Genomic DNA, 14,847 nt, shown 5'->3' with positions numbered 1-14,847 from the left:
CCGAGAGGACATATATGAACCTAGAGCGTTCAGAACGCATCGAGATTCCCGTCCTGCCTCTTCGTGACGTGGTGGTTTACCCCCACATGGTCATTCCACTCTTTGTGGGGCGGGAAAAATCCATTCGCTGTCTGGAAGCGGCCATGGAGCAGGACAAGAAAGTCCTGCTGGTGGCCCAGAAGGATGCGTCTACTGACGAGCCAACGGTGGAGGAGATCTTCTCCGTCGGGACAGTGGCCAATATTTTGCAGATGCTCAAGCTGCCGGACGGCACCGTCAAGGTGCTGGTGGAAGGGAGCCAGCGTGCCCGCCTCGAGCGGATGATCGACGATCGCGACTTCTTCGTCGGCGAGGCGCAGTACATCGCATCCTCCCCCATCGAGGAGAAGGACCAGGATGTGCTGGTGCGCTCCGCCATCGGCCAGTTCGAAGGTTACATCAAGCTCAACAAGAAGATCCCGCCCGAGGTGCTCACCTCGATTTCGGCGATCGATGACGCGGCGCGCCTGGCCGACACCATGGCTGCCCACATGCCGCTCAAGCTCGAAGACAAGCAGAAGGTGCTGGAAATCGCCTCAGTGTCCGAACGCATCGAGTTTCTGATGGCCATGATGGAGTCGGAGATCGATCTGCTGCAGGTCGAGAAGCGCATCCGCTCCCGGGTCAAGAAACAGATGGAGAAGAGCCAGCGGGAGTACTACCTCAACGAGCAGATGAAGGCCATCCAGAAAGAGCTGGGTGAGCTGGAAGACAGCCCGGACGAATTCGAAGCCCTCAATCGCAAGATTGACGAGGCGGGGATGCCGGAGGATGCGCGCGAGAAGGCCCAGGCCGAGCTCGCCAAGCTGAAGATGATGTCCCCCATGTCTGCCGAGGCGACCGTGGTGCGCAGCTACGTGGACTGGATGGTGCAGGTGCCCTGGAAGGCGCGCTCCAAGGTCAAGAAGGACCTGGGCAAGGCCCAGGAGGTGCTGGACGCGGATCACTATGGCCTGGACAAGGTCAAGGATCGCATCCTCGAGTACCTGGCGGTGCAGGCGCGGGTCAACAAGCTCAAGGGCCCCATCCTCTGCCTGGTCGGGCCTCCCGGGGTGGGCAAGACCTCCCTCGGTCAGTCCATCGCCAAGGCCACTGGCCGCAAATACGTACGCATGGCGCTCGGTGGCGTGCGTGACGAGGCGGAGATCCGCGGTCACCGTCGCACCTACATCGGCTCCATGCCCGGCAAGCTCATCCAGAAGATGGCGAAAGTCGGCGTGAAGAACCCGCTGTTCCTGCTCGACGAGATCGACAAGATGAGCTCGGACATGCGTGGCGATCCCGCCTCCGCCCTGCTGGAGGTACTGGATCCCGAGCAGAACAGCAGTTTCAACGATCACTATCTGGAAGTGGATTACGACCTGTCGGACGTGATGTTCGTGGCCACCTCCAACTCCATGAACATCCCGGGTCCGCTGCTGGACCGGATGGAGGTGATCCGCCTGTCCGGTTACACCGAGGACGAGAAGCTGAACATCGCCAAGCAGCACCTGGTGGCCAAGCAGATCCAGCGCAACGGCCTGAAGGCCTCCGAGATCACCATTGAGGACTCGGCGCTGATTGGGGTTATCCGCTACTACACCCGCGAGGCTGGGGTACGCAGCCTGGAGCGCGAGATCTCTAAGATCTGTCGCAAGGCAGTCAAACGCATCCTGCTGGACAAGAGCATCAAGCATGTTCAGGTCAATCAGGCCAACCTCAAGGAGTTCCTGGGGGTACAGCGCTTCGACTACGGCAAGGCCACCGACCAGAACCAGATCGGTCAGGTGTGCGGCCTGGCGTGGACCGAGGTGGGGGGCGATCTGCTCACCATCGAGACCACCAACATGCCGGGCAAGGGCAAGCTCACCTACACCGGCTCCCTAGGTGACGTGATGCAGGAGTCCATCCAGGCGGCCATGACGGTGGTGCGGGCCCGTGCCGAGAAACTGCGCATCAACGCGGACTTCTATGAGAAGCGCGACATCCATGTGCACGTGCCGGAAGGGGCGACCCCGAAAGACGGTCCGAGCGCCGGCATCGCCATGTGTACCGCCCTGGTCTCCAGCCTCACCGGCAACCCGGTGCGTGCCGACGTGGCCATGACCGGCGAGATCACCCTGCGCGGTGAAGTGCTGCCCATCGGCGGTCTCAAGGAGAAGCTGCTGGCGGCCCACCGCGGCGGCATCAAGCGGGTGCTCATCCCGAAAGAGAACGAGCGTGACCTCGAGGAGATCCCGGCCAACGTCAAACAAGATCTTGAAATCTATCCGGTTCGCTGGATTGACGAGGTGCTTGCACTGGCGCTGCAGGACAATCCGCAGGGTTTCGAACGCGTTTCTGTCGTGTAAATGTTGATGCGCCGCAAATTTGGCGCATTCGGGGGGTGGTTAAGGCTTGCATGCGCCGGACAACGGAAGTAGCCTTGACCACCGATCGGGTACTCATGATGAGTCGCAAGGCGTGATGTGGCGCGGGTTTGCGCCAGATTGTCACTTGCAACTGATCAGGAGGCTTGTTATAAAACCTCCACTTGTTGTGGCCAGGGAAATCAGCGCCGCAGCGATGTTCGATAAAAGGGGAATATAAGAGTGAATAAATCTCAACTGATTGACAAGATTGCAGACGGTGCTGATATCTCCAAAGCTGCCGCTGGCCGTGCGCTGGATGCCTTCATCGATGCCGTGGGCGAAGCTCTGAAAGAGGGTGACCAGGTTGCACTGGTTGGCTTCGGTACTTTCGCCGTGCGCGAGCGTGCCGCCCGTTCTGGCCGTAACCCGCAAACTGGTGCGACCATCGAAATCGCCGCCGGTAAAGTTCCTGCCTTCAAAGCCGGCAAGGCCCTGAAAGACGCGGTCAACTAAGCCGGTCGCTGATATCACATCGGCACCGTCCTTGGTCGTTGACCAGACAAGTGAGAGGGCTCTCCCTCATACTGATTGACCAAGGCGCATCGCAATCGGTGCGCCTTTTCATTATTTACGCCCATCGAGTTCGGGAGCATAAGTACAAACATGATGTTGGATAAACTACGCGAAGGGGCGCAGGGCAAGGTAGCCAAGGTTATCTTGGGCCTGATCATCCTCTCCTTTGCCTTGGCCGGTGTAGGCAGCTACCTCAACGGCCCGGCACGTACCGCCCCCGCCACCGTCAACGGCAATGACATCAGTGCCCCCGCACTGGAGAATGCCTACCGCAACGAGCGGGCCCGCATGGAAGCCCAAATGGGTGAGGCCTTCAACCAGCTGGCTGCCAACCCCGACTACATGAAACAGTTCCGTCGCGGCGTGCTGGACCGGTTGATCGATCAGGCGCTGATCGATGACAAGGCCCGCTCCCTGGGCCTGCGCGTCAGTGACGAGCAGATCAAGCAGGCCATTGTCGCCATGCCGGAGTTTGCCGAAGATGGCAAGTTCAGCAACGACCGCTACCTGCAGCTCATCCGCCGCGCCGGCATGACCCCCGAGATGTTCCGCGACTCCCTGCGCCAGGACATGGTGCGCCAGCAACTGATGGGGGCCGTGCTGGGCTCAGAGTTCGCCCTCAAGGGCGAGGCCGAGCAGCTCGACCGGCTCTACAACCAGACCCGGGATCTGCGCCTGGTGCGCCTGGCCGCCTCCGCCTATGTGGACGGGGTCGAGGTCAGCGATGCCGAGATTGAGCAGTTCTACAAGGCCAACAGCGGCCGCTTCATGAACGACGAGAAGGTCAAGGTCGACTATCTGCTGCTGGATGCCGCCAATCTTGGCAAGAACATCAAGGTCACCGAGCAGGACGCCCAGGATTACTACGATCAGCATCAGGATCTGTTCCAGCGTGCCGAGCGTCGCCAGGTGGCTCATATCCTGATCCCGTTTGGCAAGGATGACAAGGCCGCCGAACAGAAGGCCGAGGCCGTGCTGGCCAAGGCCAAGGCGGGCGACGACTTCGCCGCGCTGGCCAAGGCCGAGTCTTCCGATACCTTCTCCGCCAAGAAGGGCGGCGAGCTGGACTGGTTCGAGAAAGGGGTGATGGATCCCGCCTTCGAGCAGGCCGCCTTCGCGCTGGCCAAGGCCGGGGATCTCTCTGCCGTGGTGAAGAGCCCGTTCGGTTTCCACATCATCAAGCTGCTGGCGGTCGAGCCTGCCAAGACCAAGCCCTTTGCCGATGTGAAGAGCGACACCATCGCCCGTCTGCAGTCTGACAAGGCCAAGGAGCAGTTCTTCGCCGAGCAGCAGAAGATGGCCGACAGCAGCTTCGAGAACCCGGACTCCCTAGATCTCACCGCCGAGACCATGGGTCTGAAAGTCGTCTCCTCCGACTATTTCAGCCAGGCCGATGCGCCGGCACCGCTCAGCGATCCCAAGGTGCTCTCCGTGGCCTTCTCCGAGCAGCTGCGCGATGACAACACCAACTCCGACGTGATCGAGCTCGGCGACGGCAAGGCGCTGGTGCTGCACATCATGGGTCACCAGCCGAAGGCGGCCAAGCCGCTGGCGGAGGTGAAAGAGCAGGTGATCGCGGCCATCAAGCACGACAAGGCGAGCGAAGTGGCCCGCGGCAAGGCGCAGGGCTTGCTGGACAAGCTGCGTGCCGGCGAATCCATCGAGGCCGACCTGGCTGCGCTGGGACTGAAGGTGGAGACCCACAAGGGTGTTGCCCGCTTCGCCCAGGAGATGGATCAGAACCTGGTGGCCCAGGCCTTCCGCATGCCCCATCCGAAGGATGGCAAGCCGAGCGTGGAGCTGGTGACCGAGGCCAACGGCGATCGCGTGGTGGTGGCCCTTGACAGGGTCAACCTGATCAAGGAGCCGTCCCAGATGGTGAGCCTGCTGCAAGGCCAGCTCGGCCAGGGCAAGGCCCAGGCGGACTACAAGTCCCTCATCGACGAACTGCGCAAGGCGGCCAAGATCGAGTACTTCACCGATGTGGAAGCGGCCGTCGAGTAAGCCGACGCCGCTCCCGCTTGAAAACGGCCCCGTTACGGGGCCGTTTTTTTATGCGCGAGAGGGGGAGGCCGGTTGCGCGGCCAACTTGTGTTCTGTGCTTTTCTACTGCCTCCTTGCGGGAGAAGGGGGAGCAAGAGAAGCGGGTTGCAGCCCCGGGGGAGGGGACGCGGGCCGCCGCTATCGTCAATTAAAGCTGCGCAAGCCAGCGGGCCAGCTCCTCCGGACAATCCCGGAAGCGTGAGGCGCCCATAAAAAAACCGGCGCACCCGGCGCCGGTTTCTCTCTTTGCATTGCGAGGGGTTACACCACGCCCTGGCTGCGCAGGTAATCCTCGTAGGTGCCGCCGAAGTCGCGGATGCCGTCTTCAGTCAGCTCCAGAATACGGGTCGCCAGGGAGGAGACGAACTCACGGTCGTGGGAGACGAAGATCAGGGTGCCCTTGTACATCTCCAGCGCCAGGTTCAAGGATTCGATGGATTCCATGTCCAGGTGGTTGGTCGGCTCATCCATGATCAGGATGTTGGGGCGCTGCATCATCAGCTTGCCGAACAGCATGCGGCCCTGCTCACCACCGGAGAGCACCTTGACCGGCTTTTTGATGTCGTCCTGGGAGAACAGCAGACGGCCCAGTACGGAGCGTACCGCCTGCTCGTCTTCGTTCTCCTGTTTCCACTGGGCCATCCAGTCGAACACGTTGAGGTCGGTGTCGAAGTCCTCGGCGTGATCCTGGGCGTAGTAACCGATCTGGGCGTTTTCGGACCACTTGATGGTGCCGGTATCCGGTGCCAGCGCACCCACCAGGGTTTTGATCAGGGTGGATTTACCGATCCCGTTGGTCCCCAGAATGGCGACCTTCTCGCCCACTTCCAGCATCATGTTGAGGCCCTTGAACAGAGGGGCTTCGCCATAGCCTTTCGATACCCCTTCGATCTCCAGGATGTTGCGGTAGAGCTTCTTCTCCTGCTCGAAGCGGATGAAGGGGTTCTGCCGGCTGGAGACCTTCACTTCCTCAATCTTGATCTTGTCGATCTGCTTGAGACGGGAGGTGGCCTGGCTGGACTTGGAGGCGTTGGCGCTGAAACGCGACACGAAGGATTGCAGATCGGCGATCTGGGCCTTCTTCTTGGCGTTGTCGGCCAGCAGGCGCTCACGGGCCTGGGTGGCGGCCGTCATGTACTCGTCGTAGTTGCCCGGGTAGACCCGCAGTTCGCCGTAGTCCAGATCCGCCATGTGGGTGCAGACGGAGTTCAGGAAGTGACGGTCGTGAGAGATGATGATCATGGTGCTCTCGCGATCGTTGAGCACCTGTTCCAGCCAGCGGATGGTGTTGATGTCCAGGTTGTTGGTCGGTTCGTCCAGCAACAGGATGTCGGGGTTGGAGAAGAGCGCCTGTGCCAGCAGCACCCGCAGTTTCCAGCCCGGCGCCACTTCGCTCATGGGGCCGTTGTGCTGCTCGATGGGGATGCCGGCACCCAGCAGCAGCTCGCCTGCGCGGGATTCTGCGGTATAGCCGTCATACTCGGCGACCAGGCCTTCCAGCTCGGCGGCCTTCATGTAGTCGTCGTCGGTCGCTTCCAGGTTGGCGTAGATGGCATCGCGCTCGGCGATGGCGGCCCACAGCTCGGTGTGACCCATCATGACCACGTCCAGTACGCGCATCTCTTCGTAGGCGAACTGATCCTGACGCAGCTTACCGATACGTTCGTTGACGTCCAGGCTCACATTACCGCCAGTGGGCTCCAGATCGCCGCCGAGGATCTTCATGAAAGTGGACTTGCCACAGCCGTTGGCACCGATAAGGCCGTAGCGGTTGCCGCCGCCAAACTTGACGCTGATGTTCTCAAACAGCGGCTTGGCGCCGAACTGCATGGTGATGTTGTTACTCGAAAGCACTGGAATGTCCCGGTTGATCTGTCAAATGGCGCGCATTATGGCACAGATCCCCCGAAAGTTTTAGCAAGAACTGTGATCCAGACCGGTTGCAGGGGGTTTTGCCATCGTGCAACGGACCCCTGGGGCCGCCGGGGCGAACAGGGGGGGGCGAGGGGCGCCTCACATGAAAAAAGCCGGCGCAGGGCCGGCTTGGAAGGGGGAGGGGGACCTCAGTGGGCGGAGGCGCCGGAGGCACCGAGCCCGGTCTGGGAGCGGACGAACTGCGGGAAAAACTTAGCATGCTCGTCGGAGGCGCTCTGGGACTTGTCGGTCACCGAGAAGAACCAGATCCCGACGAAGGCGAGCGCCATGGAGAAGAGCGCCGGGTATTCGTAGGGGAAGATAGCCTCGGCATGGCCCAGTACCTTCACCCACACGGTGGGACCCAGGATCATCAGGGTCACGGCGCTCACCAGCCCGAGCCAGCCGCCATAGACGGCGCCACGGGTGGTCAGGCGGGACCAGAACATGGAGAGGAAGAGCACAGGGAAGTTGCAGCTCGCCGCGATGGAGAAGGCCAGGCCCACCATGAAGGCGATGTTCTGCTTCTCGAACAGGATGCCCAGACCGATGGCGACGACCCCCAGCACTAGCGTGGTCATCTTGGAGACGCGCAGCTCGTCGGTTTCGTTGACCTTGCCCTGCTTGATCACGCAGGCATAGAGGTCGTGGGAGACCGCGGAGGCACCCGCCAGGGTCAGCCCGGCGACCACCGCCAGTATGGTGGCGAAGGCCACGGCGGAGATGAAGCCCAGGAACAGGCTGCCGCCCACCGCATCGGCCAGGTGGACCGCCGCCATGTTGGTGCCGCCCAGCAGGGCGCCGGTGGCGTCCTTGAAGTCAGGGTTGGTGCTGACCAGCAGGATGGCGCCAAAACCGATGATGAAGGTGAGGATGTAGAAGTACCCGATGAAGCCGGTGGCGTAGAACACCGACTTGCGGGCTTCCTTGGCATCGCTCACGGTGAAGAAGCGCATCAGGATGTGGGGCAGACCGGCGGTGCCGAACATCAGGGCCAGCCCGAGCGAGATGGCGGAGATGGGATCGGCGACCAGGCCGCCCGGGCTCATGATGGCGGCGCCGTTGGCATGGACCTTGACCGCCTCGCTGAACAGGGCGCCGACGTCGAAGTTGACGGACTTCATCACCATGATGGCCATGAAGGAGGCACCGGAGAGCAGCATCACCGCCTTGATGATCTGTACCCAGGTGGTGGCCAGCATGCCGCCGAACAGCACGTAGAGCACCATAAGGATGCCGACCAGCACCACGGCCACATGGTATTGCAGGCCGAACAGCAGCTCGATGAGCTTGCCGGCACCGACCATCTGGGCGATGAGGTAGAGGGCGACCACCACCAGGGAGCCACAGGCGGAGAGGCTGCGCACCGAGGTCTGCTTGAGGCGGTAGGAGGCCACGTCGGCGAAGGTGTACTTGCCGAGGTTGCGCAGCCGCTCCGCGATCAGGAACAGTATGATGGGCCAGCCCACCAGGAAGCCGATGGAGTAGATGAGGCCGTCATAGCCCGAGGTGTAGACCAGGGCGGAGATGCCGAGGAAGGAGGCGGCAGACATGTAGTCACCGGCGATGGCCAGACCGTTCTGGAAGCCGGTGATGCGCCCGCCGGCGGCGTAGTAGTCGGAGGCCGAGCGGTTGCGCTTGGAGGCCCAGTAGGTGATGAACAGGGTGGCGGCCACGAAGGCCACGAACATGACGATGGCCGAGACGTTGAGGGGCTGGCGTTGCACCTCGCCGGTGAGGGCATCGGCCGCCAGCAGGGGGGTGGAGACCAGACCGGTCAACAGCAGCAGAGACTTGCCTTTCATGATTGCACTCCCTTGAGGATCTTCTGGTTCAGCTCGTCAAACTCGCCGTTGGCCCGAAACACATAGACGCCGGTCAGCACGAAGGCCGACAGGATGAGGCCAATCCCGACCGGGATGCCGCGGGTGATGCTCGAGCCTTCGCTCAAGGGGGTGCCGAGCCAGCCGGGGGCGAAGGCGATGAGCAGGATGAACGCCAGGTAGAGTCCCAGCATCAGGATGGAGAGGATCCAGGCAAAGCGCTGGCGCTTGGCGACCAGAGCCTGGAAGTTGGGATCTTGCTGGATCCGAAGATACGGTTGCTGTTCCATTGCAGTGCTCCATGACATTGAGTGTCAGCGGTGGATGAAGGGGGTTCCCTACCGAGCAGCCAGGCCGCTCATGTAAGCAAAATGTGAATTAAATGTTATTTGTCGACAATTAGACTTTGGGATAAGCCAGGGGGCCGCCATTGCGCAGGCGGACAAAGATGAGGGCGGCGGCGGCGGCGTCACTCAGAGCGTCGTGAAGGGGCAGGGGGGGCAGTGCCAGGTGGGCGCAGATGGCAGCCAGATGCAGGTCGATGGCGGCATCGGGATAACGGCGGTAGAGCTGGTCGTGGTAGAGCCGGCTCACCTCAAGGCCCCGCTGGGGCAGGGTGAGCCCCCACAGCCGCTGACACGCCAGGTTGAGGATGCGCAGGTCATAGGCGATATGGTAACCCACCAGTTCGCGGGGACCGATGAAGGCGAGCAGCTGGCGCAGCGCGGCTTCCAGCGTCATGCCCTGTTGCAGATCCCGGTGGCGCAGGCCGTGGATCACCACAGACTGGGTGCTCAGGCTGGCGGGGGCCTGGACCCGGAGGCTGAGGGCGTCGCCTGTCTCTATCCGGTTGCCGCGGATGCGCACCGCCCCGATGGAGACGATCTCCGCCCGCGCCGGGTTGAGGCTGGTGGTCTCGAAGTCCAGCGCCACCCACTCGTCGGCGGGAGGGCTCGCAAAGAGGGGGGCAAACTCCCCGTCCCGGAAGGCCCTGCCTTGCCAGCGGCGTCGCCAGTGCGCCCACATCCCTATTGCCTCAGACGAAAGTGCAAGGTGAGCCACTGCTGGAACTTCTTCACCTGGTGCAGGGCATGGCGCAGCAGATCCCGCTCGGTGTGGCCGAGCCCGGCCACGTGTACCCGCCCGTCCCCCTCCTGCAACTGGCTGCGCAACCGAAGCCGCATAAACAGTCGAAAGGCCTCCGCCAGATTGGCGCCGTAGTCGCTGCTGAGGCGCCCCTGGGCCACCAGGGCGTCGATGCGCCCCAGGGTCGAGGTCTCCAGCACGCCCGCCTCCAGGGAGAGCACCCGCACACCGTGCACCAGGGGGAAGAGGCCGCCCCGCTTGAGATCCAGCCCTTCGGGATCCTGCTCCAGCCGGCCAAACAGGGTGAGGGGGGTGTGAAAGGCCACCGCCGCCCGCGCCATCTCCGCCAGCAGATCCGGCCTGTCGGCCAGGCAGGCTCTCAGGTGGCGGGCGACGGGGGCGAGCAGGGGGCGATCCCCCATGATGGCCTGGGCATCGGCCAGGGTGGCGAGCCACAGCAGATCGTCCTCGTCGGCCCGGGCGCAGGCCAGCTCGATCTGCGCCTGCCACTGCTGCGCCCCCTTCACCCAGGCCGGGTTGCTGACCATGACATGCCCCGGACAGGGAGGGTAGCCGAGCCGTGCCAGCAGATCGCTGAAGGCGGCCAGATCCGCCTCCCGTGCGGGCCATGTCAGGCCCTCTGGCAGGATCAGGGCGTTGTCCTGATCGGTTTTCTGGATCTGTTCGCCGCGCCCCTCCGAGCCCAGCATCAGCAGACAGACCTTCTCCTGCACCTCGGGGGGGATCACCAGGGCGAAGGCCTTGGCGATCAGCTGTTCGTTGATGGTGGCGATGAGCTTCATCAGAAAGAGGGTGTGGATCCCCTGGGCAAACAGGGAGCGGGTGAGCTGCTGCTGCTCCCGGGCCACCGCCTCGAGGGCGGCGGGGCTGTCGGCCCGGGCGATGCGCAGGGTCAGCACGTGGGAGTGGGCAGAGAAGAGCCCCAGCACCTGGGTCAGGTGCAGTATGCCTGCCACCTCCTGCCCCTGCCAGATGACCAGGCGCTTTATGCGGTGGCGGGTCATCAGCAGCAGGGCGTCGAACAGATAGCTGCCCTGGGCCAGGCCGATCAGGGGGGCGGGGGTCAGCACCGCGAGCGGCGCCGTGAGCGGCAGTCCCTTGAGGGTCAGCGCATGGAGCAGGGTCTTGCGGGTGGCGAGGCTCTGGCTGCCATCAGCGGCGGGGTAGAGCAGGCAGTCCGTTCCCCGGGCCACCATGGCCTCGGTGGCGGCCAGCAGGCTGGTCTGGTTGTCCAGTTGCAGGGCCGGCTGCAGATGCCCGGGGTCTATCCGCGTCAGGATGAACTCCGCCAGGTTCTGTTGCCCGAGCTGGCCGCGCCGCTCCTGCTCCCGCTGGCGTTCCGCCAGGGTGGCGGTGAAGTAGCGGGCGATGTCGGGATGCTGGTCGCACAGCGACAGGAAGTCTGGGCGGGGAACGAGCTGGCAGAGGGTGTCTTCCAGGGCGGCGAAGCGGTGGCGGCAGCGACCGTCGAACTGGGCCCGGACGTCGAACATGTCCCCCTCGCCGTAGTCGCCGAACGTCTGATGGGGGGCGGACTCCTCTACGGCCCCCTTGATGATGAGATAGAGGCCCTCGGGCTCGTCCCCCGGGCTCTGCACCGTCTGGCCGGCGCGAAAGTAGCAGATGCTGAGCAGCTGGCCGAGCCGTTGGCGGGCCGCCTCGTCCAGGCAGTCGAACGGCGGGCGGGAAAAATTGAACAGAAGTGACATGACGACTCTCCGCCGTGAGCATGGGGCCAGTCTGGCAAAGGGACAGGGCCGGGGCCAGCCGACTTTAGTCGCAGACCCGGGGTCGCCTCCCTGTACCTGCCGGTAACACTCTGGTAACGTTGTGGTATGACCAGTTGAATGAGAGGACGAGGACGGAAATGGACAAGCCAAGGGTCAAATGGGGGTTTCAGGACGGTATCGCCGAGGTGATGCTGACCCGGGGTGACAAGCTCAACGCGCTGGATCGGGCCATGTTTGATGCCATCGACGAGGTGCTGGGCCAGGTGTCGCGGCAGAAGGGGCTGAGGGCGGTGATCCTGCACGGGGAGGGGCGGGCCTTCTGCGCCGGGCTGGATGTGAAATCCATGCTGAGACAGCCGGTGGCGGCGCTCGAGATCCTCAAGCGCGAGGCGGACGAGGCGACCAACCTGGCCCAGCGGGTCGCCTATGGCTGGCACCAGCTGCCGGTGCCGGTGATCGCGGTGACCCAGGGAGTCTGCTTCGGTGGCGGCCTGCAGATCGCGCTCGGCGCCGATTTTCGCTTCAGCACCCCGGATTGCCGCTTCTCGGTGATGGAGATCAAGTGGGGCATCATCCCCGATATGAGTGGCAGCGTCACCCTGCGCAACCTGATGGGGATGGATACCGCCATGGAGCTGGCCATGAGCGGCCGCGAGCTGGAGGCGGCGGAGGCCAAGAGCCTGGGGCTGGTGAGCCGGGTCTGCACTGACCCCCTGGAGGAGGCGCGGGCATTCGCCAGGACCCTCATCACCAAGTCGCCGGATGCGCTGGCGGGGATCAAGCAGCTCTACACCCAGGCCTGGGCCCGCAGTGATGAGGCCATGCTCAAGGAAGAGACCCGGCTGCAGCGGCAGATCCTGGGGCGTCCGAACCAGTGGCGGGCCACCCTCAACAGCCTGCTGCGCTGGCGCCTGCCGTTCGGCCCCAGGCGCAACGCCCTCTGAGCGGTTGGCTCACCCGTCTGGCCCAATCAAAATGGATCAAAAAAATGGCAGCCTAGGCTGCCATTTTTTTATCTGCTTGTGGATCACAGGATCAGGTGGGTTCGCGATCCGGCTCGAATGGGTGACCGGATTGCTCCTGCTCCAGGTTTTGCTCGGAGCGGCGGCCCGTCCAGTAGTCGGCGTTCTTGATGCCGAGTTTCTCCGGATGGAACACGGGATCCAGCCCCAGGGCCTTCTGGGCCTCGTAGTCCTTCAGGCAGGCGAAGGCGGGCTTTTGCAGCAGCAGGATGGCGCCGATGTTGAGCCAGGCCATCAGACCGACCCCGATGTCACCCAGACCCCAGGCCAGCTCGGCGGTCTTGACGGTGCCATAGACGGTGGAGGCCATCAGGGCCAGCTTCAGCAGGAAGGTGAGCCAGGGGCGGTTGATCTTGCGGTTGATGTAGGCGATGTTGGTCTCGGCGATGTAGTAGTAGGCCACTATGGTGGTGAACGCGAAGAAGAACAGCGCGATGGCGACGAAGTAGTTGCCAAAGCCCGGCATCATGCTCTCCATGGCGGTCTGCACATAGCCCGGGCCGGCGGCCACGCCGGCGATGCCGGTGTAGAGGGCGGCACCGTCCGGACCCTGCACGTTGTACAGGCCGGTGATGAGCAGCATGAAGCCGGTGGCGGAGCAGACGAACAGGGTGTCGATGTAGACGGAGAACGCCTGCACCAGACCCTGCTTGGCCGGGTGGCTCACCGCGGCGGCGGAGGAGGCGTGCGGACCCGTGCCCTGGGCGGCTTCGTTGGAGTAGACGCCGCGCTTGACGCCCCACATGATGGCCAGGCCCAGAATGGCACCGAAGCCGGCTTCCATCCCGAAGGCGCTCTTCCAGATCAGCAGGATCACGCCTGGCAGCTGGCCGATGTTCAGGGCGATGATGACGCAGGCGACGATGATGTAGCCGAGCGCCATGAAGGGCACCACTGTGCTGGCGAAGTTGGCGATGCGCTTGACGCCGCCGAAGATGATGAAGCCGAGCAGCAGGGCGAGACCGGCGGCGGTCACGTTGGGATCGATGGCAAAGGCGGTCTGCAGGCTGGAGCCGATGGAGTTCGCCTGTACGCCCGGCAGCAGCACGCCGCAGGCGAAGATGGTGGCGATGGCGAAGGTCCAGGCGTACCACTTCATGCCGAGCCCCTTCTCGATGTAGAAGGCCGGGCCGCCGCGGTATTCACCGTTGATCTTCTCCTTGTAGACCTGGCCCAGGGTGGACTCCACGAAGGCGGAGCTGGCACCGAGGAAGGCGACCATCCACATCCAGAACAGGGCACCCGGACCGCCGAAGGTGATGGCGGTGGCGACACCGGCGATGTTGCCGGTACCGACGCGACCGGCCAGGGTCATGGCCAGGGCCTGGAAGGAGGAGACTCCCGCATCCGTGCTCTTGCCATCGAACATCAGGCGAATCATCTCCTTGATGTGGCGCAGTTGCAAAAAGCGGCTGCGCAGGGAGAAGTAGAGGCCTACCCCCAGGCACAGATAGATGAGCGCTGGGCTCCAAATCACGCCATTGATGGCATTGACGATCTCATTCATGTACAACAACTCCTTTGTTGCGCTGTCTTGGCGAGGTCTGTGCCTCGCTCCCTTAACATTGAAATAGACGGTGACCAAGGGGGTCACTCAGCATTGGGCAGGACTTTCCACTGCTTGGTCCGCGGGATTTAACATATCGGTTTGTACAGGCCCTTCCTAGTGAAATGTGTTGTCACTTTGTTAATTTGTGAATTGACATTAACAAACGATGAATGGAACTGGACAAGATTCGGTACTTACCCATCATCTACACCTTTTTCATGTCCTGGGGCCAAGGGGCATAATGCAAATAGGAGGCCATGAGTGGCAATGACGGAACAGGAGTGCACCATTCGCCCTGCCGAACGGGGGGATGGGGCCACGTTGTCGGGACTGTTTGCCCAGCTGGGCTACCCGAACCCTGACGGCGAGGTGGCCGCGCGCCTGGCCGAGCCCGATCCGGCCCGGGAGGTGCTGGTGGCATGTCACCGGGGTGGCATGGTGGGTGTGCTGGTGTGGCACCGCCTGCACCCCGTGCACCTTGCACCAGCCTGGGGCCTGATCTCGGCGCTGGTTGTCGATGAGGGTGCAAGGGGAGGCGGTATCGGTGCCCGGTTGCTGGCGGCGGCCGAACGGCGGGCCCGTGATCTGGGGTGCTGCCAGCTGGAGCTCTCCAGCAGCCTCAAGCGCGAGGGGGCACACCGTTTCTATCTGGCGCAAGGCTATTGCGAGCGCCCGAAGCGCTTCGTGAAAGCTGTCTGATTGGCAAGAGGAGTCCCT

Annotated in this window: 11 protein-coding genes; 5 read left to right on the top strand and 6 right to left on the bottom strand. The window is 63.1% G+C overall.

Going from position 1 to position 14,847, the window contains the following annotated elements; translation table 11 throughout:
- Positions 1–14 precede the first annotated feature (14 nt).
- The 3 genes from lon to ppiD all read left to right on the top strand — a co-directional run bounded on the left by lon (position 15) and on the right by ppiD (position 4,946).
- A complete protein-coding gene (gene lon, locus AB5Y72_RS05615; RefSeq protein WP_209792075.1) occupies positions 15–2,369 on the top strand; it encodes an endopeptidase La in 2,355 nt (784 codons plus the stop codon).
- A gap of 240 nt (positions 2,370–2,609) precedes the next feature.
- Entirely contained in the window at positions 2,610–2,882 is a 273-nt protein-coding gene (gene hupB / locus AB5Y72_RS05610) for a nucleoid-associated protein HU-beta (RefSeq protein ID WP_005315375.1), read from the top strand.
- A gap of 150 nt (positions 2,883–3,032) precedes the next feature.
- Positions 3,033–4,946, top strand: a complete 1,914-nt coding sequence (gene ppiD / locus AB5Y72_RS05605) for a peptidylprolyl isomerase (RefSeq protein WP_325782291.1) — start codon at positions 3,033–3,035, stop codon at positions 4,944–4,946.
- 300 nt (positions 4,947–5,246) lie between these two features.
- Here the strand turns inward: ppiD and AB5Y72_RS05600 are convergent, their stop codons facing one another.
- From AB5Y72_RS05600 to AB5Y72_RS05580, 5 genes are all read right to left on the bottom strand, one after another.
- Positions 5,247–6,839: an ABC-F family ATPase gene (locus tag AB5Y72_RS05600; protein ID WP_323939792.1), complete on the bottom strand. Its 1,593-nt coding sequence runs from the start codon at positions 6,837–6,839 to the stop codon at positions 5,247–5,249.
- Positions 6,840–7,048: 209 nt separating this feature from the next.
- The gene (locus AB5Y72_RS05595) at positions 7,049–8,704 is read right to left on the bottom strand and encodes a cation acetate symporter (RefSeq protein ID WP_042077833.1); all 1,656 of its coding nucleotides are present in this window, start codon (positions 8,702–8,704) and stop codon (positions 7,049–7,051) included.
- The gene (locus AB5Y72_RS05590; protein WP_042077834.1) at positions 8,701–9,012 is read right to left on the bottom strand and encodes a DUF485 domain-containing protein; all 312 of its coding nucleotides are present in this window, start codon (positions 9,010–9,012) and stop codon (positions 8,701–8,703) included. The genes AB5Y72_RS05595 and AB5Y72_RS05590 overlap by 4 nt, the downstream gene beginning before the upstream one ends.
- Before the next feature lie 109 nt (positions 9,013–9,121).
- Complete coding sequence (locus tag AB5Y72_RS05585; protein ID WP_219144150.1) at positions 9,122–9,748, bottom strand: 3'-5' exonuclease; 627 nt, start codon at positions 9,746–9,748, stop codon at positions 9,122–9,124.
- 2 nt (positions 9,749–9,750) lie between these two features.
- Positions 9,751–11,538, bottom strand: a complete 1,788-nt coding sequence (locus tag AB5Y72_RS05580) for a putative nucleotidyltransferase substrate binding domain-containing protein (protein ID WP_325782293.1) — start codon at positions 11,536–11,538, stop codon at positions 9,751–9,753.
- Positions 11,539–11,696: 158 nt separating this feature from the next.
- Here AB5Y72_RS05580 and AB5Y72_RS05575 point away from each other — a divergent pair, with 158 nt between their 5' ends.
- Positions 11,697–12,503, top strand: a complete 807-nt coding sequence (locus tag AB5Y72_RS05575) for a crotonase/enoyl-CoA hydratase family protein (protein WP_325782294.1) — start codon at positions 11,697–11,699, stop codon at positions 12,501–12,503.
- 91 nt (positions 12,504–12,594) lie between these two features.
- Here the strand turns inward: AB5Y72_RS05575 and AB5Y72_RS05570 are convergent, their stop codons facing one another.
- Complete coding sequence (locus AB5Y72_RS05570; RefSeq protein WP_042077838.1) at positions 12,595–14,088, bottom strand: sodium:alanine symporter family protein; 1,494 nt, start codon at positions 14,086–14,088, stop codon at positions 12,595–12,597.
- Positions 14,089–14,397: 309 nt separating this feature from the next.
- Here AB5Y72_RS05570 and AB5Y72_RS05565 point away from each other — a divergent pair, with 309 nt between their 5' ends.
- Positions 14,398–14,829 carry a GNAT family N-acetyltransferase gene (locus AB5Y72_RS05565; protein WP_325782295.1) on the top strand — a complete coding sequence of 144 codons (432 nt, stop codon included), beginning with the start codon at positions 14,398–14,400 and terminating at the stop codon, positions 14,827–14,829.
- Positions 14,830–14,847: the final 18 nt, after the last annotated feature.

The organism is Aeromonas sp. R7-4, assembly GCF_040908055.1.
Taxonomy (GTDB): Bacteria; Pseudomonadota; Gammaproteobacteria; order Enterobacterales; family Aeromonadaceae; genus Aeromonas; species Aeromonas sanarellii.
Note: the sequence above shows the minus strand (reverse complement) of the source record. Positions and strands in the feature narration are given on the sequence as shown.

What these genes read in the sequence shown, in the direction of transcription:
- AB5Y72_RS05580 (WP_325782293.1), bottom strand. Translation starts at nt 11,538, where the DNA reads ATGTCACTTCTGTTCAATTTTTCCCGCCCGCCGTTCGACTGCCTGGAC.
- ppiD (WP_325782291.1), top strand. Translation starts at nt 3,033, where the DNA reads ATGATGTTGGATAAACTACGCGAAGGGGCGCAGGGCAAGGTAGCCAAG.
- lon (WP_209792075.1), top strand. Translation starts at nt 15, where the DNA reads ATGAACCTAGAGCGTTCAGAACGCATCGAGATTCCCGTCCTGCCTCTT.
- AB5Y72_RS05565 (WP_325782295.1), top strand. Translation starts at nt 14,398, where the DNA reads ATGACGGAACAGGAGTGCACCATTCGCCCTGCCGAACGGGGGGATGGG.
- AB5Y72_RS05590 (WP_042077834.1), bottom strand. Translation starts at nt 9,012, where the DNA reads ATGGAACAGCAACCGTATCTTCGGATCCAGCAAGATCCCAACTTCCAG.
- AB5Y72_RS05570 (WP_042077838.1), bottom strand. Translation starts at nt 14,088, where the DNA reads ATGAATGAGATCGTCAATGCCATCAATGGCGTGATTTGGAGCCCAGCG.
- AB5Y72_RS05585 (WP_219144150.1), bottom strand. Translation starts at nt 9,748, where the DNA reads ATGTGGGCGCACTGGCGACGCCGCTGGCAAGGCAGGGCCTTCCGGGAC.
- AB5Y72_RS05575 (WP_325782294.1), top strand. Translation starts at nt 11,697, where the DNA reads ATGGACAAGCCAAGGGTCAAATGGGGGTTTCAGGACGGTATCGCCGAG.
- AB5Y72_RS05595 (WP_042077833.1), bottom strand. Translation starts at nt 8,704, where the DNA reads ATGAAAGGCAAGTCTCTGCTGCTGTTGACCGGTCTGGTCTCCACCCCC.